This window comes from Pararhizobium sp. (genome assembly GCF_965279435.1).
In the GTDB taxonomy this organism is placed as follows: Bacteria; Pseudomonadota; Alphaproteobacteria; order Rhizobiales; family Rhizobiaceae; genus Pararhizobium.
The window spans coordinates 4,313,008-4,334,634 of sequence record NZ_CBDIHY010000003.1 but is presented as its reverse complement, the minus strand read 5'-3'; the positions used below and the strand labels follow the sequence as shown (position 1 = coordinate 4,334,634).

General features: G+C 60.1%; 25 protein-coding genes. 18 read left to right on the top strand and 7 right to left on the bottom strand.

Translation table 11 applies throughout. The annotated features are described in order from the left end of the window. The first annotated feature begins 153 nt into the window (after positions 1–153). From ACQY8Q_RS26805 to ACQY8Q_RS26795, 3 genes are all read left to right on the top strand, one after another. On the top strand, positions 154–1,551 hold the full coding sequence (locus ACQY8Q_RS26805) for an MATE family efflux transporter (RefSeq protein WP_428429589.1): 1,398 nt from the start codon (positions 154–156) through the stop codon (positions 1,549–1,551). 188 nt (positions 1,552–1,739) lie between these two features. Next, the gene (gene recQ, locus ACQY8Q_RS26800; RefSeq protein WP_428429588.1) at positions 1,740–3,596 is read left to right on the top strand and encodes a DNA helicase RecQ; all 1,857 of its coding nucleotides are present in this window, start codon (positions 1,740–1,742) and stop codon (positions 3,594–3,596) included. Positions 3,597–3,647: 51 nt separating this feature from the next. Further along, entirely contained in the window at positions 3,648–4,355 is a 708-nt protein-coding gene (locus tag ACQY8Q_RS26795) for an alpha/beta fold hydrolase (protein ID WP_428429587.1), read from the top strand. 35 nt (positions 4,356–4,390) lie between these two features. On the opposite strand, the gene ACQY8Q_RS26790 is transcribed toward ACQY8Q_RS26795, so the two are convergent. Next, the gene (locus ACQY8Q_RS26790; RefSeq protein ID WP_428429585.1) at positions 4,391–4,714 is read right to left on the bottom strand and encodes a barstar family protein; all 324 of its coding nucleotides are present in this window, start codon (positions 4,712–4,714) and stop codon (positions 4,391–4,393) included. 189 nt (positions 4,715–4,903) lie between these two features. On the opposite strand from ACQY8Q_RS26790, the gene ACQY8Q_RS26785 reads away from it, so the two are divergent. Then, positions 4,904–5,557 carry an outer membrane protein gene (locus tag ACQY8Q_RS26785; protein ID WP_428429583.1) on the top strand — a complete coding sequence of 218 codons (654 nt, stop codon included), beginning with the start codon at positions 4,904–4,906 and terminating at the stop codon, positions 5,555–5,557. 79 nt (positions 5,558–5,636) lie between these two features. Here ACQY8Q_RS26785 and ACQY8Q_RS26780 read toward each other — a convergent pair whose 3' ends face one another. Then, positions 5,637–6,407: an SDR family oxidoreductase gene (locus ACQY8Q_RS26780; protein WP_428429582.1), complete on the bottom strand. Its 771-nt coding sequence runs from the start codon at positions 6,405–6,407 to the stop codon at positions 5,637–5,639. A 115-nt stretch (positions 6,408–6,522) separates the two neighbouring features. Next, positions 6,523–6,930, bottom strand: coding sequence for a lysozyme inhibitor LprI family protein (locus ACQY8Q_RS26775; protein ID WP_428429581.1), 408 nt, complete (start codon positions 6,928–6,930; stop codon positions 6,523–6,525). Between the two features lie 284 nt (positions 6,931–7,214). On the opposite strand from ACQY8Q_RS26775, the gene ACQY8Q_RS26770 reads away from it, so the two are divergent. Both ACQY8Q_RS26770 and tdh read left to right on the top strand, forming a co-directional pair. Beyond that, positions 7,215–8,402 (top strand): glycine C-acetyltransferase, encoded by a 1,188-nt coding sequence (locus ACQY8Q_RS26770; protein WP_428429579.1) that lies wholly within the window; start codon positions 7,215–7,217, stop codon positions 8,400–8,402. Positions 8,403–8,654: 252 nt separating this feature from the next. After that, positions 8,655–9,689: an L-threonine 3-dehydrogenase gene (gene tdh, locus ACQY8Q_RS26765; protein WP_428429578.1), complete on the top strand. Its 1,035-nt coding sequence runs from the start codon at positions 8,655–8,657 to the stop codon at positions 9,687–9,689. Between the two features lie 38 nt (positions 9,690–9,727). On the opposite strand, the gene ACQY8Q_RS26760 is transcribed toward tdh, so the two are convergent. Continuing rightward, complete coding sequence (locus tag ACQY8Q_RS26760; RefSeq protein WP_428429577.1) at positions 9,728–10,279, bottom strand: SH3 domain-containing protein; 552 nt, start codon at positions 10,277–10,279, stop codon at positions 9,728–9,730. A 46-nt stretch (positions 10,280–10,325) separates the two neighbouring features. Then, on the bottom strand, positions 10,326–10,820 hold the full coding sequence (locus tag ACQY8Q_RS26755; RefSeq protein WP_428429576.1) for an invasion associated locus B family protein: 495 nt from the start codon (positions 10,818–10,820) through the stop codon (positions 10,326–10,328). A 283-nt stretch (positions 10,821–11,103) separates the two neighbouring features. On the opposite strand from ACQY8Q_RS26755, the gene ACQY8Q_RS26750 reads away from it, so the two are divergent. The 9 genes from ACQY8Q_RS26750 (at position 11,104) to ACQY8Q_RS26710 (ending at position 18,515) form a co-directional block, all read left to right on the top strand. Next, positions 11,104–11,808 carry a L,D-transpeptidase gene (locus ACQY8Q_RS26750; protein WP_428429575.1) on the top strand — a complete coding sequence of 235 codons (705 nt, stop codon included), beginning with the start codon at positions 11,104–11,106 and terminating at the stop codon, positions 11,806–11,808. Positions 11,809–11,910: 102 nt separating this feature from the next. Next, the gene (locus ACQY8Q_RS26745) at positions 11,911–12,255 is read left to right on the top strand and encodes a GFA family protein (RefSeq protein WP_428429574.1); all 345 of its coding nucleotides are present in this window, start codon (positions 11,911–11,913) and stop codon (positions 12,253–12,255) included. A gap of 450 nt (positions 12,256–12,705) precedes the next feature. Then, positions 12,706–14,757 (top strand): RNA polymerase sigma factor RpoD, encoded by a 2,052-nt coding sequence (gene rpoD / locus ACQY8Q_RS26740; protein WP_113245633.1) that lies wholly within the window; start codon positions 12,706–12,708, stop codon positions 14,755–14,757. Between the two features lie 198 nt (positions 14,758–14,955). Further along, positions 14,956–15,270: an ArsR/SmtB family transcription factor gene (locus ACQY8Q_RS26735; RefSeq protein ID WP_428429573.1), complete on the top strand. Its 315-nt coding sequence runs from the start codon at positions 14,956–14,958 to the stop codon at positions 15,268–15,270. Next, the gene (locus ACQY8Q_RS26730) at positions 15,267–15,626 is read left to right on the top strand and encodes an SRPBCC family protein (RefSeq protein WP_428429572.1); all 360 of its coding nucleotides are present in this window, start codon (positions 15,267–15,269) and stop codon (positions 15,624–15,626) included. The genes ACQY8Q_RS26735 and ACQY8Q_RS26730 overlap by 4 nt, the downstream gene beginning before the upstream one ends. 45 nt (positions 15,627–15,671) lie before the next feature. Beyond that, the gene (locus ACQY8Q_RS26725; RefSeq protein ID WP_428429571.1) at positions 15,672–16,295 is read left to right on the top strand and encodes an ATP-dependent Clp protease proteolytic subunit; all 624 of its coding nucleotides are present in this window, start codon (positions 15,672–15,674) and stop codon (positions 16,293–16,295) included. A 135-nt stretch (positions 16,296–16,430) separates the two neighbouring features. Further along, positions 16,431–16,724, top strand: coding sequence for a GYD domain-containing protein (locus tag ACQY8Q_RS26720; RefSeq protein WP_113245632.1), 294 nt, complete (start codon positions 16,431–16,433; stop codon positions 16,722–16,724). A gap of 45 nt (positions 16,725–16,769) precedes the next feature. After that, positions 16,770–17,141, top strand: a complete 372-nt coding sequence (locus ACQY8Q_RS26715; RefSeq protein WP_428429570.1) for a DUF427 domain-containing protein — start codon at positions 16,770–16,772, stop codon at positions 17,139–17,141. A gap of 135 nt (positions 17,142–17,276) precedes the next feature. Continuing rightward, complete coding sequence (locus tag ACQY8Q_RS26710; RefSeq protein WP_428429569.1) at positions 17,277–18,515, top strand: DUF930 domain-containing protein; 1,239 nt, start codon at positions 17,277–17,279, stop codon at positions 18,513–18,515. Positions 18,516–18,542: 27 nt separating this feature from the next. Here the strand turns inward: ACQY8Q_RS26710 and ACQY8Q_RS26705 are convergent, their stop codons facing one another. Further along, a complete protein-coding gene (locus tag ACQY8Q_RS26705; protein ID WP_428429567.1) occupies positions 18,543–19,004 on the bottom strand; it encodes an SRPBCC family protein in 462 nt (153 codons plus the stop codon). A gap of 55 nt (positions 19,005–19,059) precedes the next feature. On the opposite strand from ACQY8Q_RS26705, the gene ACQY8Q_RS26700 reads away from it, so the two are divergent. Continuing rightward, a complete protein-coding gene (locus ACQY8Q_RS26700; RefSeq protein ID WP_428429566.1) occupies positions 19,060–19,383 on the top strand; it encodes an ArsR/SmtB family transcription factor in 324 nt (107 codons plus the stop codon). Between the two features lie 5 nt (positions 19,384–19,388). On the opposite strand, the gene ACQY8Q_RS26695 is transcribed toward ACQY8Q_RS26700, so the two are convergent. Beyond that, positions 19,389–19,841: a VOC family protein gene (locus tag ACQY8Q_RS26695; protein WP_428429564.1), complete on the bottom strand. Its 453-nt coding sequence runs from the start codon at positions 19,839–19,841 to the stop codon at positions 19,389–19,391. 233 nt (positions 19,842–20,074) lie between these two features. Here ACQY8Q_RS26695 and ACQY8Q_RS26690 point away from each other — a divergent pair, with 233 nt between their 5' ends. Together ACQY8Q_RS26690 and ACQY8Q_RS26685 are read left to right on the top strand one after the other, a co-directional pair. Further along, positions 20,075–20,713 (top strand): PadR family transcriptional regulator, encoded by a 639-nt coding sequence (locus ACQY8Q_RS26690; RefSeq protein ID WP_428429563.1) that lies wholly within the window; start codon positions 20,075–20,077, stop codon positions 20,711–20,713. A gap of 25 nt (positions 20,714–20,738) precedes the next feature. Continuing rightward, the gene (locus ACQY8Q_RS26685) at positions 20,739–21,551 is read left to right on the top strand and encodes a siderophore-interacting protein (RefSeq protein WP_428429562.1); all 813 of its coding nucleotides are present in this window, start codon (positions 20,739–20,741) and stop codon (positions 21,549–21,551) included. Positions 21,552–21,627 lie beyond the last annotated feature (76 nt).

The window sequence follows — 21,627 nt, the reverse complement described above, 5'->3', positions numbered from 1 at the left end:
CTATTGCCGGAGACAGGTTCAGGCTACCTGCCGCTCGCAGACTTCCGGTGAAATCCTGACATTGACAATCTTCTCGCCCTCGAAGCATTTCGTGTGGTGGGCAATGCGAGCTCCCCTCCTTCTGTTCGAAATGCAACAATTGAGGAGAGTGAGATGTCTGTAGACACCTCCGGTAACAATGCGTTTCTGACTGCCCCTCTTGGTGCTGTTTTTGCCAGGACGGCGCTTCCCATCATCTTCGTCATGAGCATGAACGGGCTCCTGACCATCGTCGACGCGATGATGCTCGGTCTTTATGTCGGCCCCGAGGCCGTCGGTGCCGTCGCCTCTGTGTTTCCGGTCTTCATGCTGCTTGTGGCGCTCTCGACACTGGTCGGCAGTGGCATGGCAAGTCTTCTGGCCCGCTTAATCGGAGCCGGGGATGTCGCCAATGCGCGCGCTGTGTTTGGCAGCGCCCATGCTCTGGCGCTGACGATCGGTGCTGCGTTCGTGGCGCTGTTTCTGCTGGTCGGCAAGGTTTTGGTTCTGGCCGTGGCAAACGGTTCGGCACCGCTGGCTGATATGGCCTATACCTACATTGCCATCATCGCCTTGTTCTGCCCGCTGCAATTGCTGCTGTCGGTCAATGCGGATGCCTTGCGCTGTGAAGGGCGGGTGGGATTGATGGCGCTGCTCAGCCTTTTCATCTCGCTGGCAAATCTCGGCCTGAACTATGTCCTCATCGCATCGCTGGGGCTTGGCGTCGCCGGATCGGCCTATGCGACGGTGCTGGCGCAAGGACTGGCGCTTGGGCTTCTCGTCCTCTTCCGTCTCTCCGGGAAAACCACGTTGCCGCTTGCGGCAGTGCTGCGAAGCAATCCGTTTTCCGCATGGGGAAGGATCGTTGCCCTTGGCGCGCCGCAAAGTCTCGGCTTTATCGGCATGGCTCTGGTCTCGGCCACCATCATCGTCACCTTGCAGAGCGTCGCAGCCCAGACCTATGACACGGTGATCTCGGCGTATGCCATCGTCACCCGCATCATGACCTTCGCATTCCTGCCGCTGTTGGGCATGGGGCAGGCCATGCAGGCGATCGTCGGCAACAACAGGGGAGCGGGTCTCTGGCAACGCTCGGACAAGACGCTGCGTCTCGCCGTCATCGTTTCGTTCCTCTATTGCCTCATCGTCGAAATACTGCTGACTTTTTTCGCCCGTCCGATCGGCTCGTTCTTCGTCAGCGACGGAACCATTATTGGGGATGTTGCCCGCATCATGCCACTGATGGTCATGGCCTATTTTCTCTCCGGACCACTGATGATGGCCGGGAGTTATTTTCAGGCCATTGGCGATGCCAGGCGCGCTGCGATCCTGGGGTTGGCGAAGCCCTATCTGTTCACCATGCCACTGGTCATTGTGCTTGCAACCGCCTTCGGTGAAAGGGGTATCTGGTTTGCAGCACCTGCCGCAGAGGTCCTTCTGCTTGCCGTGACAGCCGTTATTCTCTGGCAGGTAGCAAGGCGGAAAAGTTTTCGGTCGGGGCGGCTTTCGGGACAAGCAGGGAGCGAGCTGTAAGCGCCGTTCCCTCGGCCAAGCGGACTATGGGTCGCTCAACCCATTATCGTCTGTTTCCAGTTTGCTGCGGCAAATCAATGTGTACGATGTAGTAAAGCCAAACCGCCTTTGACGAGGGCTGAGCACTCAGCCCTCGCACCCGCCACCGTTCCTGTGCCATAGTCCGCTTTCCCCACGAAGGCGATTCCATGCTGCAGACCAAAGACCGTATCGATCCCCTGTTTGACACTGATGGTGCCAAAAATCCGCTGTCCGTGCTGAAAAGGGTCTACGGCTATCCCGCCTTTCGCGGCAAGCAGGCTCCTGTGATCGAGCGAGTGGTATCGGGCGGCGATGCTGTGGTGCTGTTTCCGACCGGTGCCGGCAAGTCGCTCTGCTTCCAGATACCAGCCCTTTGCCGCGATGGTGTCGGCATCGTCGTGTCGCCGCTGATCGCCTTGATGCGCGATCAGGTGGAGGCGCTGAAGCAGCTTGGGGTCAGGGCCGCAGCGCTGAATTCCTCGCTGTCGCGCGAAGAATTCGTCGATGTCCGCCGGGCAATCGCCAATGGCGAACTTGAACTTCTCTATGTCACGCCGGAACGTATCGTCACGCCGGGCTTCAAGGAGATGATCGGCAACGCGAAGATTTCGCTGTTTGCCATTGATGAAGCCCATTGCGTCTCACAATGGGGCCATGATTTTCGCCCGGAATACCGGGAGTTGGGCCAGCTCGCCGCACAGTATCCCGGCGTGCCGCGCATGGCGCTGACGGCAACGGCCGATCCACACACCCGCGAAGACATTATCGACAAACTGGGCTTACGCTCCGCCGAAGTCTTTACCACCTCGTTCGACCGGCCCAACATCGCCTATGAAATCGTCGAGCGCGACCAGCCGCGCCAGCAACTGTTGCGTTTCCTGTCGCGCCACAAGGGGTCCAGCGGCATCGTTTATTGCCTGTCGCGTGCCAAGGTCGAGGACACCGCCGAATGGCTGAACGGGCAAGGTATCCGGTCGCTTGCCTATCATGCAGGTATGGACCGGGCCGTGCGCGATGCCAATCAGGATGCCTTCCTCAAGGAAGAAGACCTTTGTCTGGTGGCGACCGTCGCCTTCGGCATGGGCATCGACAAGCCGAACGTCCGCTATGTAGCCCATCTCGATCTGCCGGGTTCGGTCGAGGCCTATTACCAGGAAACCGGCCGTGCCGGGCGCGACGGCCTGCCGTCGGACGTCTGGATGGCCTATGGCATGGCCGATGTCATCCAGCGCGGCCGGATGATCGACGGCGGCACCTCGGGCGATGATATCAAGCGGGTCGAGCGCGCCAAGCTGAATGCGCTTTTGGCCATCTGCGAAACCCCCGGCTGCCGGCGGCAATCGATTCTTGCCCATTTCGGCGAGGCGCATGGTGGTCAGTGCGGCAATTGCGATACCTGCATCAATCCGGTCGAAACCTGGGATGGAACAGATGCTGCGATCAAGGCGCTGGCGGCGATCTACCGCACCGGCGAACGCTTTGGCACCGGTCACCTCATCGATGTGCTCTTGGGCACTGAAAACGAAAAGACCGAGCGTTTTGGCCATAGCAAAATGCCGGTCTTTGGAGCCGGCAAGGACATCCCGTCGAAAACCTGGCAATCGGTCTATCGCCAGTTGCTCGCCGCCGGCCTGATCAGCGTCGATCATGAGGCATTCGGAGCCCTGAAGCTGGAGGAGGGCGCCCGCACTGTCTTCAAGCGCGAGCGCGAGGTCCGGTTCCGCAAGGACCGGCCGGTCACCGGCAAGGGCAAGAACGCCCGGCAATCGGCCGCATCCGGCGCCAAGTCGGCTTTGTCCGGCTCGGATGCGGAGCTGTTTGAGGCCTTGCGCCGGGCCCGTTCCGGCATTGCCAAGGAACTCGGCGTTCCCCCTTACGTCGTCTTCCCGGATACGACCCTGATCGCCTTTGCCACCGCCCGCCCGCATGATCACGATGCGCTGCTTGGCATTTCCGGCGTCGGCCAGTCGAAGCTGGAACGCTATGGCGATGCGTTTCTCGATGTTATTCGCGGATTTGACTGACGGGCTCGCTGTTCGCACCAGACCAAAATCGGAAATTTGCACAATCGAGAGATGACACGAAAACCGAAACTGGGATTGCTATTTTTACATGCACTTCCACTCGATGGTTCGATGTGGGCCGGGCAAAGTAACCTGCTGCCAAATTCGACCTACATGCCCACACTCTATCGCCTTGGCAATTCCATTGAAGCATGGGCGGCGGCAGCTTTGACCTATGCAAGGGAGGAGCGCCTTGTCGTCGTGGGCTGTTCGGTCGGAGGTTCCTGCGCGCTGGAAATAGCGGCGGCTCATCCAGAAAGGGTAGCAGCCTTGGTGTTGATCGGAACGAAGGCCAATCGCCGGCCCGATCCGCAACTGCATGCATCTGTGCTCGAAACGATTGAGAAGCAGGGATTGGAGGCGGCCTGGAAAACCTTTTGGGAACCATTGTTTGCAAAGAGCGCCAGGACGTCAGTGACGAATGCTGCGAGGGATATATTTCTTCGTCAATCTGCGCATGACGTAGCCAACGGAATTACGGTCTTTCACACACGGCCAAGCTACGGCCAAACGCTTTCTACCTTTTCAGGGCCTGTTACCATTGTGTCCGGTGGAGAGGATATCGCACCGGGTCTTAAAGTGAGTGCGGAGCAAGCAAACTGCGCCCGCGAAGGAACGTTGATAACCGTTCCGGATTGCGGCCATTACGTGCCGCTGGAAAAGCCTGAGCGTTTGAACGAAATCCTGCGGGATGTCATATCCGCTCAGTATGGTTTTTAACTCCACATTATTCGCGGATTGGACTGACGGGCTGGCTAAGTCAGTTCGATGTCGATCCGGGTGGCCTCGTCTGCGATCTGCTGCAGCTTTTCCAGAAACGAGCCGCCGTTCAATATCCGCAGCGAATTCATCTGGCCTGTATTGGTGAAGACCAGCCTGACAGGACCGGGCCAGCCTGGCCCGCCGCCTTCGACGGTATCCCAGAAGGCGTCGAGATTGCGGCCGAACAGGCCGGCATCCGCCGGCTGAGCCGCATCGAGATAGCGTTGCCAGAATTCGCCGGCCTCTTTCACTCCGGCACAGTCGATGACAATGGTTTTGACGCTGCCGCCCAAGATATCGTCCTGACCTGTGGTCATCCTGCGGTCTCCTCATCTTCCAGATGCCAGATCCGGAGCGTTATATCACCATCCGGCGGCAGCGCATGCGCATTGAAAGGCGATGCCACATTTCGCGACATTGCTTTCCTTTGCCTTTCGTCTATCAATCTCGGGTGGTGGTTCGGCAGGGGAGAATCGCCATTGGTTGAATTTTATGGGGGAATTTTCATGCGCAGGTTTGCGATCGCCTTGGGTTTTGTGCTTGCCAGCGGAGCTGCGCCCGCTTTGGCCGATGATGCCGCTTTCGATTGGTCGGGCGGATTTATCGGTGCGCAGGCCGGCTATGCCGGGGGCAAGGGACATTTCTCCAGCAGCACCGGCGATACCGCCCATCCCGAGCCGGATGGCTTCATCGGCGGTTTGTACACCGGCGCGAACTACCAGTTCAGCAACGATATCGTCGTTGGCGTCGATGCAGACATCGACTGGAGCCGCGCCAGGGACAGTGTGCTTGTGTATGATGCAGCTGGCTTCCCCTGGCCTGCGGACTATCCCGTCGTCCAGGAAATCAACTGGACGGGCGCCGTGCGGGCACGTTTGGGCTATGCCGTTGGCCGGTGGCTGCCGTATGTCGCCGGTGGTGTCGCATTTGCGGACGTTTCGCAAAGGCTCGTCGGAGCGATCGGAAATTTCGACGAGAATTATACCGGGTGGACGGTCGGCGCCGGGGCGGAATATGCTGTCACCGACAGGGTCATTTTCCGGGCCGATTACCGGTACTCCGATTTTGGCTCAAAGTCATTTGAGATCCCGGGTGCTCCGCCCCTGAATATCTCGCTGAAAACCCACAGCGCCCGCCTCGGCATTGCCTTCAAGTTCTGACCCGTAGCGCTTTGCCTGCCGCCTCTTCACGACGCTTGTGAATAAGCCCCTTTAGCGGCGATGGCGCCCGTCGTGGCGCTCACATCCTCACCGTCATGCCGCCATCCACTGTCAGCACGTGACCGTTGACGAACGACGCCGCGTCGCTGGCGAGGAACAGCGCCGCACCGGCGATCTCGTCCGGGCGTCCCCAGCGTTGCGCCGGGATGCGCTGACGCACAAACGGCATCAGGTCCTCATCGGCGGCCATGGCGGCGTTGGTTTCGGTGGCAAACCAGCCGGGCGCAATCGCATTGCTGGTGATGCCATGCGGGCCGAATTCGACTGCCATCGAGCGCATCAGCCCGGTCAGCCCCTGCTTGGCGACCGGATAGATGCCGTCGCCCGGCATCGCCACCTGGCCGTTGATCGAGGTGATCGAGATCAGCCGCCCGTGGGCGTTCCGCTTCATGATCGCGGCTGCATCGCGTGACAGGGTGAGGGCAGCGATCAGGTCGGTCTGGATCAGGTCGATCATGGCATCGTCGTCGAATGCGGCCAGCGGCCGCCGGTCACGGGCACCGACATTGTTGACGAGAATATCCAGCCGTCCATGGCGCTTTTCGATGCCCGCAAGCGTGTCGCGCTGGGCCTGCCGGTCGGCAATGTCGAAGGCCGCCGCCTCGGCGCTGCCGCCAGCCTTGCTGATCGCAGTCACGGCATCATCAAGCGTCGCCACCGTGCGGCCATTGATGACGACATGCGCTCCGGCCTCGGCCAGCGCCCGGGCGATCTCAAGCCCAAGCCCACGGCCGCCACCGGTGACGAGCGCCACCCGACCTTTCAGGGAAAATCTGTCGAATATGGTCATGGTTTCCTCGCCGCACAGAAGACACGGCCTATCGACACCAAAATGATTGACTCAGTCAACTATTTTTTCCGCCTATGTATATTTTGCGCCAAGACCGATGGCCCGTTACAGGCGATCAATTCGCCGCCGGGACAGGGCAGCTCATGTCGCCTTCCTCACAGGCGAGATAGGTCTGCAGGTCCTTCACCCGCGTCTGCGTCAGTCCGTCAAGGCAGAGCGAATAGATCATCGGATAGACGCTCCCTCCCGATACCCCGGATGCTGAGAAGCTGCATTCGGCATCGCGAAAGGCGACCCAGGCGCGTTGTGCCGCGACCAGAAGCTTGGTCTTGTCGGTATCGTCTTTCAATCGGGTGCCGATCTCTTTGTAGAGTCCGTTCAATTGCTTGTCGGACTTTTTGAATGCGTCGCTGGCGCAAACGTCCATTGTCGTCTGATCCTGCGCATTGGCGCAATCGTCGGCGGCGCGCGCGGTGCCTGTTGCAAGCATGGCCAGAGCAGCGAGCAAAAGTGTGCGTGTCATCGGTAGCCTCCGTTCACGGGTGCGGTCCTGCCGCTCACGGCAATCTAGGCCTGCGCGGCAGGACGCCGCAATAGAAAATACCCGGCGGCCTCCTGAGCTGTCTCTCGCGCTGGCAAAGTTTTTAAAACAATGCATGTCGCGAATGGATCGGGTCGCCAAGCCGTCCTGTCCTGCGAACGCCGCACGCTGGCGCTGTCTTTCGCTGTCATGCTTATCGGAATATGATAGGTTTTGATCGCAAGCCAAACCCGATACTGGCCAAGGCTAATTTGGAAGGCGCCTCCATGACGTCAGCTTTCATAGCCCACCTTTCCACCGAGCTTTCGGGTCTGAAGTCTGCCGGGCTTTACAAGTCGGAGCGGGTGATTGTGTCGAAGCAGGCTGGCGAGATCGAGGTTGCGTCGGGTGCGAAGGTGTTGAACTTCTGCGCCAACAATTATCTCGGCCTTGCCGACAATGCCGAATTGATCGAGGCCGGCAAACGGGCGCTCGATCGTTATGGTTATGGCATGGCCTCGGTGCGTTTCATCTGCGGCACGCAAGAGGAGCACAAGCAGCTCGAGGCGCGGATTTCGTCGTTTCTCGGGCTGGAAGACACGATCCTCTATTCTTCCTGCTTCGATGCCAATGGCGGCCTGTTCGAGACGCTGTTGAACGAGGAAGACGCGATCATCTCCGATGCGCTCAACCACGCCTCGATCATCGACGGCGTACGCCTCTCCAAGGCCAAGCGCTTCCGTTATGCCAACAACGACATGGCGGCGCTGGAGGAGGAACTGAAGAAGGCTGAGGGTTCGCGCTTCAAGCTGATCGCCACCGACGGCGTCTTCTCGATGGACGGTATCATCGCCAATCTGCAAGGGGTCTGCGATCTCGCCGATAAATACGGTGCCATGGTGATGGTCGATGACAGCCATGCCGTCGGGTTCGTCGGTAAACATGGCCGCGGCTCGGCCGAGTATTGCGGCGTCGAGGGCCGGGTGGATATCATCACCGGCACGCTCGGCAAGGCGCTGGGCGGCGCGTCCGGCGGTTATACGTCGGCGAAAAAGGAAGTGGTTGAGTGGCTGCGCCAGCGCTCGCGCCCCTATCTGTTCTCCAACACGCTGGCCCCGGTGATCGCGGCTGCGTCGCTAAAGGTGTTCGATTTGGTCGACAATGGCGACGCCCTGCGCACACGCCTTGAGGCCAACGCGACGCTGTTCCGTACCGAAATGAGCAAGCTCGGCTTTACGCTGGCGGGCGAGGGCCATCCGATCATCCCGGTGATGCTCGGCGATGCCTCGCTGGCGCAGGCGTTTGCGGCAAGGATGCTGGAAAAAGGCGTCTATGTGGTCGGCTTTTCCTTCCCCGTGGTGCCCAAGGGCCAGGCCCGCATCCGCACCCAGATGTCGGCCGCCCACAGCGAGGCGGATGTCCGCCGGGCGATTGCGGTGTTTGAAGAGGTCGGCAAAGAGCTGGGTGTGATTTGAACGGCCGATAAGGACCCCTCACCAAGCGCGTCCAGCGATCGGCCTTGCCTCTCGCGGACTTGCTATCCTCTCCCGCAAGGGGAGAGGGAGGGTGCCACGATTACCGTCCCTTCCATGAGGCAAGGCGGTGCTGCAGGTTTACCTCTCCCCTTGCGGGAGAGGATACGAAGGCCGCGAGAGGCAAAGCCGATCGCTTGGCCGAAGTTGGTGAGGGGGAACCGCAGCTGCGGCAAACCAATGAGGACATAAGACATGACAAACATGATGAAGGCGCTCGTCAAATCCAAAGCTGAAATCGGCCTGTGGATGGAGCATGTGCCGGTGCCGGAGCCCGGCCCCAATGACGTGCTGATCAAGGTGAAGAAATCCGCCATCTGCGGCACCGACGTGCACATCTGGAACTGGGACCAGTGGGCGCAAAAGACCATTCCGGTGCCGATGGTGGTCGGCCACGAGTTTGTTGGCGTCATTGCGCAGGTCGGCTCGGCCGTCACCCGGTATCATGTCGGCGAACGGGTGTCGGGCGAGGGCCATATCGTTTGCGGAAAATGCCGCAACTGCCGGGCGGGCCGGGGGCATCTGTGCCGCAACACGCTCGGCGTCGGCGTGCATCGTCCGGGCTCGTTTGCCGAATATGTCTGCATTCCGGAATACAATGTTGTCTCTATCCCCGACGAGGTTCCGGACGAGGTCGCCGCCATCTTCGATCCGTTCGGCAATGCCGTGCACACAGCCCTCTCCTTCGATGTCGTCGGCGAGGATGTGCTGGTCACCGGCGCCGGCCCGATCGGCATCATGGGGGCGATGGTTGCCAAACGCTCCGGTGCCAGAAAAGTTGTCATCACCGATATCAATCCGGTGCGGTTGGCCTTGGCCGAGAAGATGGGCATCGATTATGTCGTCGATGCGTCGAAGGAAAACCTCGCCGATGTGATGAAGCGCATCGGCATGACCGAGGGGTTTGATGTCGGGCTGGAAATGTCGGGTGCTGCTCCTGCCTTCCGCGACATGATCGACAAGATGAACAATGGCGGCAAGATCGCCATTCTCGGCATTGCGCCGACCGGCTTTGAGATCGACTGGAACAAGGTGGTCTTCAAGATGCTCAACCTCAAGGGCATCTATGGCCGGGAGATGTTCGAGACCTGGTACAAGATGATCGCCTTCGTGCAGGGCGGCCTCGACCTCTCCCCGATCATCACCCACCGCATCGGCATCGACGACTTCCGCGACGGCTTCGAGGCCATGCGCTCCGGAAACTCCGGAAAGGTCGTCATGGACTGGTAGGGCTTTGCCCGCACCGTGGTGACGCGGTGCGGGGCACTCTATTCGATCACTTCCCTGGGATAGACGCCCCAGAGCTTTGCTTGGGTGACGTAGCCGCTGAGCCGTGGCCGCGGGATGGCAACGTGACACCACGAGCCGCTACAGTCGCTGATCTTCACAATGACGCCCGGCTGCAGGAGGGCCGTGATCCCCGCGTTCTGGGCCGGGCTGCGCTGCAGGCTGGCGCCCTGTTTCAGCCATGGCGCGATCATCGCGGTGCGCTGGCCCGACAAAAGCGCCGCGTGCATCCAGCCGGACGATCCGTCGTGATCACGCACCAGCCGCCAGTTGCCCCATTCGTCGATCAGTTCCATCGGCAGGCCTGCGGCCATGTAGACGAACCGTACCGCATAATCAGTCGACGGACCGACGCGCATGCGGGCCGTCTCGCTCTTCAGCGAAACAAAACGCGGCAGTTTCAGCCCCGTCACCCGTCCGGTCGTGCGGTTGGAGATCGCGATGGTGTCACCCGCCGTCATCTGCGCGGGTGCAGCCATCGCCGGATGCGCCATCGTCGCGCAGGCGGCGAGAAAGACGATGGCTGTCTTCATCCGTTCTGTCTCCGGCCACAGGCCGTGCCTGCCATCAGCGGCCCGCTCATTGGCACGCGCTTGCCCTTTGCAGCGCCGCCGTGATGCCATTCAGCGAGAAAGCATACTGCGTGTTCGTGCCGCGGCTGGAGATCGCTTCAAGCGTCAGCGTACTGCCGGACTTCATCGCCGCGACCAGCGCATTGTCGCGATTTTCGCGGCTCGACCATGCGACGTTTCCGCGCGGGGTCATGGCAAAAGCCTCGCCGCCGACCTTCGCCGTGACCTCGGATCCAGCCTTCAGGCCGTAGCCCATCTGCGCTTGCGGCATGTAGCCACCGGTGCCCTTCGGCGCGACCAGCAGGAAGTTGTTGCCATGGTTGACTTCGGCTGGCTGTGCCTCGCGCGGCATGGTCAAAGCGTAACAGACGGTCGTGCCGTTGTTGTCGTAGGAATAGACACCCCAATGACCGAAAGTCTTGATCATCACCGGCTGCGCCTGGGCTGGCAGGATGGTGCTGGCAAGAGCCAGGGCGGCGAGGATATGTCGGTTGAGGGACATCTGATCTCCGTCGTTAAGGGGGAATGAGCCTGCCGGGCAGGCGGGAAAGCGTCCTTAGTGAACCGTCGGAAGGTTATCAGAAGGTAAAGATTGCCCCTGCGAGAATTTGGGTGCGGCAGGTGAGCGCAGGCCCGTGCACTGCCGTTCAGCACCGCCCAAGGCGCCTCTGGCGGGCGCCCGGCCACCTGCTCACATGCCGTTCACGTTTGCGTTAGGTGGCTTCCCATGTCGGCCCGCGCATGCGAAGCGGAAGATCTTCGACAAGCAGATGAGGTTTCCCCGATTGATTGATTTGAATGTGTCCCGCCGAGCCCTCCTTCAGGCGGGCGGCGCCTTTGCAGCGCTCGGTCTTGCCGGCTGCGCCACCACTGCTCAGCCCGTCGTCGCCCCGGTTAAAGCCGAACCCATCGTGCTGCCCAGCGCTGAAAGCGAGATGTATGGCGCACGGCCAGAAGAGCAGTTCCCGCTGCCAGCCGTCCCTTACCAGAAGGTTCCAGCACGATTCCGCCGCCAATGGGTCGATAACACCACCGGCGAGCGCCCCGGCACGCTGGTCGTCGATACCGCCAATCATTTCCTCTACCTGACCTATGAGAATGGCAAGGCGATGCGCTACGGCGTCGGGCTTGGCCGTGCGGGCTTTGAGTGGTCGGGCCGCGGCGTCATCCAGTACAAGCGCAAATGGCCGCGCTGGACGCCGCCCGACGAGATGGTGGCGCGCCGCCCTGATCTTAAACCTTACAGCATTGCCAATGGCGGCATGGATCCGGGCCTGAAAAACCCGCTCGGTGCCCGCGCGCTCTATATCTTCAAGGACGGCGTCGATACGATCTACCGCATCCATGGTTCGCCGGAATGGTGGACGATCGGCAAATCGGTGTCGTCCGGCTGTGTGCGCATGCTCAATCAGGATGTGATCGATCTCCACGACCGGGTGCCGAACCGCACCGAAATCCTGGTGATCGGTGCGACAATGGCCGAGCCGTAGGCGGCTTTGGAATTTGTGCCTTTTTGGGTGGCGATGCCGTCAAGACCTTGACATCGCCACCCGACGCATCATCTCTCAAGCCACCGGACTTGGGAGGGTTTGATGATCTATTCGGGAAGCTGTCATTGCGGGGCCATCGCCTTTGAGGTCGAGGCCGATATTACGCAGGCGATGGATTGCAATTGTTCGATGTGCCGCCGGCGTGGTGGTCTTCCGGCCTTCGTGCCGCGAGAAAATCTGATGCTCAAGACCCCCGCTGCAGCCGTATCGACCTATCAGTTCAACAAGCACGTCATCCAGCATCATTTCTGTGCCAACTGTGGAATTGCGCCCTATGCTGACGGCGAGGGCAAGACCGGGCCGATGGCGGCGGTCAATGTTCGCTGCCTGCCGGATGTCGATCTGGATAGCTTGACGATCACCAAGGTCGATGGACGAAGTTTTTGATGTGGGAGGAATGTGTTGACGGTTGAAGCCGGGCCGCATCTGCAAGCAGAGATTCCGCTGGCCCTTGTCTTTCCATCAACAGTTCCTACATTTCGGCCATGGACCTGAATCTTTGAAGCCCCTAGCTAGATTCAGTCTTTTTTGCCGATTTGAACGGTTTTTCACCGGAAATGCTTGACGGGACCGAAAATTGTGGGAATCACCATTTCTGATACAGTGAGTGAAATGGGTACGGCGGACAGATCCATTATGCGAGTGATGTCAAAACGGCGCTGCTGTCGCAGTCTGCCGGTTTAACTGCGGTGACTGTCGTGGTTAATCAGGAATTAAAGATCATCCCGTTACGTCAGGGGTAATGATTCGCGGTGGGAGCGCTTGACGCGCCCGAGCCTCGAAAGAGTTTTGCACCGCGCACGCGTTGAGTGCTGTCCAAGGAAAGCGACGATATAAATGGCAACCAAAGTCAAAGAGAACGAAGAAGCAGAAGCCGAACGCGAAGGCGCACCCGACGGCCCGCTTCTCGATCTCTCGGATGACGCGGTCAAAAAGATGATCAAGGCCGCCAAGAAGCGCGGCTATGTGACCATGGACGAGCTGAACGAGGTTCTGCCGTCCGATCAGGTTGACCCTGACCGTATCGAAGACATCATGGCGATGCTCAGCGAAATGGGTATCAATGTCGTCGAGGACGAGGAAGCCGACGAAGGCCCAGCCGCGTCCGAGGAAGAGGACAACGATGCCGATGGCGAGAGCGAAGGCGGCGAACTCGCCCCTTCGAGCGGCACGGCACTGGCGACCGCCAAGAAGAAAGAGCCGACCGACCGCACCGATGACCCGGTGCGCATGTACCTGCGCGAAATGGGCTCGGTGGAGCTTCTGTCGCGCGAGGGCGAAATCGCCATTGCCAAGCGCATCGAGGCTGGCCGCGAAACGATGATCGCCGGTCTCTGTGAGAGCCCGTTGACGTTCCAGGCCATCATCATCTGGCGTGACGAACTCAACGAAGGCAACACACTGCTGCGCGAGATCATCGATCTCGAAACCACCTATTCCGGTCCGGAAGCCAAGGCTGCGCCGCAGTTCCAAAGTCCCGAGAAGATCGAGGCCGACCGCAAGGCAGCCGAGGAAAAGGAAAAGAACCGCAAGCCGCGTGTTGGCGACGACGACGTGACCAATGTCGGCGGCGAAGGTCAGCCGCACGAGGAAGAGGAAGAGGACGACGACGAATCGAACCTCTCGCTCGCCGCGATGGAAGCGGAACTGCGTCCGCAGGTCATGGAAACGCTCGACATCATCGCCGAGACCTACAAGAAGCTGCGCAAGCTGCAGGACCAGCAGGTCGAGGCCCGTCTGGCTGCGACCGGCACGCTGTCGCCCGCTCAGGAGCGCCGCTACAAGGAACTGAAGGACGAGCTGATCACGGCTGTGAAGTCGCTGTCGCTCAACCAGAACCGCGTCGATAGCCTTGTCGAGCAGCTCTACGATATTTCCAAGCGTCTGATGCAGAATGAAGGCCGCCTGCTGCGCCTGGCCGAATCCTATGGCGTCAAGCGCGATAGCTTCCTGGAACAGTATGCCGGTGCCGAACTTGATCCGAACTGGATGAAGTCGATCGCCAATCTGGCCGCCAAGGGCTGGAAGGAATTCGCCAAGAACGAAGGCACGATGATCCGCAACATTCGCGGCGAGATTCAGAATCTGGCCACGGAAACCGGTATTTCGATCTTCGAATTCCGCCGCATCGTCTCGATGGTGCAGAAGGGCGAACGCGAAGCCCGCATCGCCAAGAAGGAAATGGTCGAGGCAAACCTTCGCCTCGTCATCTCGATCGCCAAGAAGTACACCAACCGTGGCCTGCAGTTCCTCGATCTCATCCAGGAAGGCAACATTGGTCTCATGAAGGCGGTCGACAAGTTCGAATACCGCCGTGGTTACAAGTTCTCGACCTATGCGACCTGGTGGATCAGGCAGGCGATCACCCGCTCGATCGCCGACCAGGCCCGTACGATCCGTATTCCGGTGCACATGATCGAGACGATCAACAAGATCGTGCGCACATCGCGCCAGATGCTGCACGAGATCGGCCGCGAGCCGACCCCGGAAGAACTGGCCGAAAAGCTGGCCATGCCGCTCGAAAAGGTCCGCAAGGTCCTGAAGATCGCCAAGGAGCCGATTTCGCTCGAAACCCCGGTGGGCGACGAAGAGGATTCGCATCTCGGCGATTTCATCGAGGACAAGAATGCGCTTCTGCCGATCGATGCCGCCATCCAGGCGAACCTGCGCGAGACGACGACCCGTGTTCTCGCATCGCTCACCCCGCGCGAAGAGCGCGTGCTGCGTATGCGCTTCGGCATCGGCATGAACACCGACCATACGCTGGAAGAAGTCGGCCAGCAGTTCTCGGTTACCCGCGAACGTATCCGTCAGATCGAAGCCAAGGCACTGCGCAAGCTCAAGCACCCGAGCCGCTCGCGCAAGCTGCGCTCGTTCCTCGACAGCTGATCCGGCAAAAGCAGATTTGAATACCACGAGCGGCCCCGCGCGGCCGCTCGTTGCATTTTAGAATACTTTCCATTTCTTTCGGCCGCTTTGATTTGTCGCGAAACCTGAGTTTTGCGACGGCGAACCCGCATGATCCTTCCCGACCGATTATAAAATATTGCGCTTGCGAATCGCATAAGTGCGTGCTTATGTGTCGGTATGATTGAGAACGATATTTTCAAGGCTCTGGCCGATCCGACCCGCTGTGCGATCTTCGAGAAGCTGGCATCCGGCAGCATGAATGCCAGTGCCTTGCGACAGGGCATGGAGATCAGCCAGCCGGCCATGTCCCAGCATCTTTCGGTTCTGCGCAATGCAAAACTGGTGCGGGAAGAGCGGCAGGGCCGTTTCGTAAACTACGAGGTCGATCCAGATGGCCTGGCGCTGATGGCCGGATGGCTGGCGAAGTATCGCGCCTACTGGCCCGCCCGTATCGACGATCTGAAAGTCTTGCTGAGGGATATGGACCAATGAACGGTATCGAGGTTGAAGAACCGCCGAAGGACATGGTGCTCGAATACGAACTCGAGGCATCACTCGAAAAAGTCTGGCGAGCGATCAGCATCCCGGCGTTTCGCGAGAAATGGCTGCCGAAACGGCAACTGGCCGAAGCCGAGCCGGTCTCTTCGGCACCAGGCGAGGAAATTCGCTACAGAATGCGGGACGACGAGCCACCCTTCCTCGAAAGCATCGTGACGTTTCAGCTCAGGCCCAATGCCGTTGGTGGCACCAGTCTTAAAATCATACATGAGCTGGCGGATGCGCGACTGGAGCGGCCTCCGCGAAGGGCTGCGAACACCAACCGGTTCTGCCTGATGCGCGCCGCCTGACGGCTCGGTTCTCCCAAAAAAAATCTGGAAAGAAGGAATTCGCCGATGCGCGAAGCGATGCAACTCGTCCCTATGGTGATAGAGCAATCAAGCAGGGGGGAGCGGTCTTTCGACATCTACTCCCGCCTTTTGCGAGAGAGGATCATCTTCCTCAACGGCGAGGTGAACGACGCCGTCGCGTCGCTCGTCTGCGCGCAACTTCTGTTTCTGGAAGCGGAAAATCCCAAAAAGCCGATCAGCCTTTATATCAACTCTCCCGGCGGTGTCGTGACAAGCGGACTGGCGATGTATGACACGATGCGCTTCATCCGTGCGCCGGTGCATACGCTGTGCATGGGAACGGCCCGTTCGATGGGATCGTTCCTATTGATGGCAGGCCATTCAGGCGAGCGGACTGCCTTGCCCAATGCCAGCATCCATATCCACCAGCCCTTGGGCGGCTTTCAGGGGCAGGCATCGGACATGCTCATCCATGCCGAGGAAATGAAGCGGACCAAGCACCGTATGACGCGGCTCTATGCTGCGCATTGCGGTCGCAGCTATGACGAGTTCGAGCGCGCCATGGATCGCGACCGTTTCATGACGGCAGAGGAAGCCGTGGAATGGGGGCTCATCGACCGCATTCTGCAGGTTCGTGAAGAAGACCGACTTGAAGCCGCAGAGATATAGCGATTGTTGGCATCTGGGTGCGGTCGGGCCGCCTCCGTTTTGACTGTTTGCAGGTCGTGTGCATCAGGCGTAAAATCTCCCCAAATGCGGAGATGAGGCGATGCTTTGCGAGATGGCGTCGCATGGGAGGTTGCAATGACCACGTATGTGATGCTGATCGACTGGACGGAGCAGGGGGCAAAGAGCGTCCGCGATTCCGCCAAGCGCCTCGATGCGTCCAAGAAATTGCTCAAGGATATGGGCGGATCGTTCAAGGATTTTTACCTGACCATGGGCGAACACGACATGGTGGCGATCTGCGAGGCGCCGGATGATGCGGTGATGGCGCGGTTTGCCCTATCGCTCGGCATGGGCGGCAACGTGCGCACCCGCACCCTGAAAGCCTTTCCGGAGGCTGCCTACCGCGAGCTTGTCAGTTCGCTCGGATAGGCGATACTGCAGCCGCGATAACAAGCCCCGTGCGAGGAACGTTGCATGTCTGAAAAGCCGGTGAAAATTCCAGGGCCCGACCATCCGATCACCATCACACCCAATCCCGGCCGCGTCGTCGTTCGGTATGGTGGAAAGATTATCGCCGACAGCCGCCGTGCCCTGACATTGCGCGAGGCCGCCTATCCGGCGGTGCAATACATCCCCCGTGCCGATATCGATATGGCGCAGCTTCAGCGGAGCGATCACGCCACCTATTGTCCCTACAAGGGGGATGCGTCCTATTTCAGAGTGCCCGCCGGTGGTGCCGGGCTTGAGAATGCCATCTGGTCCTACGAGGCGCCGTACGATGCGGTTGCCGTGATCAAGGACCATCTGGCTTTTTATCCCGATCGTTTCGAGATCACAGAGGCTTGAGTTGGTGTCTGCCGTGCTAGGAACGGCGTTGCCCGCGTGTTAGGAAGAGCCGTCAACCGTTCAGGCTGGCGATCTCCACTGTCTCATTGTCCGCCGGTCACGATCCGGTCAGTATCCGGCTCTATCGACCATCCTATGCAGCAGAATTCGGAAAAACGGCGGGGTACATTCGGAGCGGGGCTGTTTGCGTCCGTGGCCGTGCATGTGGCCGTTGCAGCATTTCTGCTTTTCCAGCTGCCGGTAGCGCCACCAAAACCTGCAGAGGAAGAGGTGGTCAAGGTCGAGATGGTTCCGGAGCCGGAAAAGAAACCGGAGCCCGAGAAGGCGCCGGAACCCGAAAAAAAGCCAGAGCCAGAGAAGAAGCCCGAGCCGGAGAAGAAGCCCGAACCCGAAAAAAAACCGGAAACCAAGCCTGAACCGGAAACAAAGCCGCAGGAAGACGCCAGGCCGATCGAGACGCCGATCAAGGAACCGGCGGAGAAGGCGGAAGAACAGCCTGAGCAGAAGCCTGCGGATAAACCGGAGGCTGGGCAGGCCGACGACCAGAAAGCCGCAGCCGAGAAGGCTGAAACTGAAAAAAGCGAAACCGCAAATATCCCGCCGCTTCAGCCGCAGGCGCTTGAATCTGCAGCCGAGGAGGGCGGCAAGGACGCGGGCGGAGACCGTCCTTCTGAGCCGGAAAAGCAGGCCGAACCGGAGCCGCGCGCTGAACGCGCCGCTCCATTGGCGAGCGAGCAGGCACCGGAAGAGGTCGATCCGCGATTGCCCAACCCGCTGGATAAACCGGCCGAGACCCCGGCTGCTGCCAAGCTGCCCGAGCTTAATCTTCCCCAGTCGACCAATGCCAATCCCGTGCTCAACGAAGGTGAGGCACTGATCGAAACGGTGCCGATCCCGCGAGCCAAGCCATTGGACCGGCCGGTGGATGTTGCGGTGTCCGATCCGCAAAAGGTTGCGTCTGCGGATGGCTCCGACACCAGACCCAGCCGTCCGCCATCTGAGTTGAAGAAGGCAAGCGAGCTCTATTCCGCCGATACGCTGTCCGATCCACGCGTCCGCCAGGCGCTCGGCAAGCTGCCGAAGGACCGGCGGATCGTGCAGATGTGCATGATCGAAACACTGGAGCAGGTGCGCCGTGCCCGTCCGGATACGGTACCGCAAGGGCTGTTTTTCGATCCACGCAACGGTTCACCGATCTCCGGGCAGGTAATGACGGCCACGGGTGCCGCCTACAAGACCGCACAGGGGTGGATCGATGTCGACTTCAAATGCTCCGTCAACACCGATGTTAACGGGATCGCCGCCTTCAGTTTCGCGGTCGGCAGCGCGGTGCCGAAAAGCCAGTGGCAGGCGCGGCGGTTTCCGAAGAACTGACATGCCGCGCCGGCTGTTCTCAATCGGTTATTTGTAAAACCCTTCGCGCAGATTGATGCCGTGCTCCAGCCAGGCCTTCATGGCGCACAGTGCACCCGTCCAGCCCTCGCAATTGCCGTAGGAGCTTTTGAGCCCGGTTTGCGTCTGGCGCCAGCCTTCTTCGGATATCGTCACCAGCGTGCGCCCGGTATCGACGGGTTCGAATGCCATGGTCACCATGGTGTCGTATTTCGGCGCATTCGAGCCTTTGCCTTCATCCGCCGCCCACTGGAAGACGATTTTTTCGTCCTTGATCACCTCGATCACCTTGACCGGGAAGGCGCCGGGAAAATCGTGGAAATCCCAGGTGACGGTGGCGCCGGTCTCAAGTCTGCCCTTGGCGCCGCCGGTGGTGAAATAACGCGACAGCTGCTCCGGGTTGACCACCGCTTCGAAAACCTCCGAGACCGGCTTGGCGATGTGGCCGGCGACCCTGAATTTCAGTTCCATGTTCTTTCCTCCTTTTTTGCTTGTCCTGGCTCCCATTATGTTATAAAAATATAACATGTCAACTGATGATGAAAATGACCGAATCTTCAAGGCCTTGGCCGCATCCAGCCGACGCGCCATGCTCGACGTGCTGAAGGATCGGCCGCAGACGACGGGGGATTTGTGCGCGCGGTTTCCCGCGCTTGATCGCTGCACGGTGATGCAGCATCTGAAGGTTCTGGCGGCGGCGGATCTGATCATCGTCAAGCGCGAGGGCCGCGAGCGCTGGAACTACCTGAACCCGCTGCCGATCAAGCATATCCACGACCGCTGGATTGGCCCCTATGCCGCCCAGGCCGTCAATCTCATCAGCCGGCTGAAGGATGATCTCGAAGGGTAGGGCGCTTACGCGGCTGCCGCCTTCTCGAGTCCGGCGACGTCGATCTTGACCATCTGCATCATCGCGTCGCGCACCCTGCCAGTCTTGGCCGGGTCGGGCTCGCTCATCAATCGCATCAGTGCATCCGGAATGATCTGCCAGGTGACGCCGAAGCGGTCGGTTAGCCAGCCGCATTGCTGCGCCTGTCCGCCATCCAGCAGTCTATCCCAATAATGATCGACCTCCGCCTGATCGGCGCAGGCGACGAAGAAGGAGACGGCCGGTGTCAGCTTGTAATGCGGCCCGCCGTTCAGCCCCATGAACCCCTGTCCCTCCAGCTCAAAAGCGGCGGTGAAGGTTTTGCCGTCCGGACCCTTCTGCTGATAGGTCACTTTCGCCTGCCGGAAAATCGACAGATAGAAGGCAAGGGCCTCATCGAGATTATTGTCGAACCAGAGAAAAGGCGTGATCTTCTGCATGAACGTTCCTCCTGTTTGCGTGAACATTGCCTCCTAATGACGAACGGCCCGGGGCCAATTCGACATAGCCTGCAAATTTCTTTCCCACCCGAAGCCTTTGGGTCTGCAACGCTTTTTTCCAGTCTGTGGTCGTCATCGTAGCAAAGTCCTCCGAAATGCGAACAGAGCCGCTTGCTTATCGAAAAATATATCTTAAGATACATCTAGTGTTATATCTTACGAAGGGAAATCCCATGTTTGGACGTCATCGCGGACACGAGCACCGCACTCACGATGAATCCTGCCGCGAGCGGCATGCCCATGGTGGCCATGGCCGCCACGGTCCCGGCCGTTTCGAAGGCGGCTTTGCCTCGCGCGACGGTTTTCGCGCCGGGCGCAAGCTGTCGTCGATCGATCTGCAATTGCTGATCCTGGCACTCTTGGCCCGTCAGCCCGCCCATGGCTACGAACTCATCCGCACCATCGAGGAAATTTCTGGCGGCTTTTATGTGCCGAGCCCCGGCATGATCTATCCGGCTTTGACCTATCTCGATGAAATCGGCCATGCGGTGGCCGAAGCCGATGGCAACAAGAAGCTGTTCACCATCACTGACGCGGGTCGTGCCGCCCTTGAAACCGAACGGGCAGGGGCCGACCGTATCATCGAAGGTCTTGGCCGCATCGGCTCGAAGATGGATGCCGTGCGCGATGTCATGGAGGGCCGGGGGCAGGTGCCTGGCGAAGATCCGGAAGCCCATGGCCACCACGCGCTGGAGATCGCACGACAGGCGATCAAGGCCTCGCTGTTCCACAAACGCGGCTGTTCCTCCGAGGAGGCGACACGGCTCGCGGATATTCTCCGCCGCGCCGTCGACGAGATCAATCGCGGCTAGCCCCGCCCATGTTGAAGGATTTTTCATGACCGAAAGACACGCCACCGCGCGCGTCCGCCACGAGTTGCGCCGCCGTCTTCTGACTGTGAAGACGGCCGAGCGGCTCACCCCGCAAATGGTCCGCGTCACGCTCACCGGCGACGACCTCCAGGGCTTTGTCAGCGCCGGCTATGACGATCATGTCAAGCTGTGCCTGCCGCTCGCCGGTCAGGTTTCTCCAGTCTGGCCTGTCGGACCCGATGCACCCGCCCTGCCGGAAGGCGTCGTCGCTTCACCGATGCGGGATTTCACACCACGCCGTCATGATCCGGCAAAGGGCGAACTGGTGGTCGATTTCGCCATTCACGCGGCCGGTCCCGCCACCGAATGGGCGTCGACCGCCAGGCCCGGCACCAAGCTCGGCGTCGGCGGCCCGCGCGGCTCCTTCGTCGTCACCGATGATTTCGATTGGTACCTGCTGATCGGCGACGAAACGGCGCTCCCTGCCATCGGCCGCAGGCTGGAAGAGCTGCGCGCAGATGTACCGGCGATCGTCATTGCCACGGTAGCCGGGTCTGAGGAGGAGCAGACCTTCGAAACCGCCACCCGCCTTGAAACCCGCTGGGTCCACCGCCCGCTCGACACTGCCAGTGATCCGGCGTTCCTGCTCGATGCCGTCAAGTCGCTGCAGCTTCCCGAAGGTGACGGCTATATCTGGATCGCCGGCGAAAACGACACGGTGAAAATCCTGCGCAAGCATCTGGTCGAGGAACGCGGCCACAACCGCTCATGGATCAAGGCCGCCGGTTATTGGCGCAAGGGCAGCGCCGGGTTCCACGAAAACCACAACGAGGGGTAAGCGGATTTCCGCCATGGCTGCCGTGGGACACAATGCTCGCGGTGGCCAGCAACTTCGCCCGCGCGCTCGCCAAGCC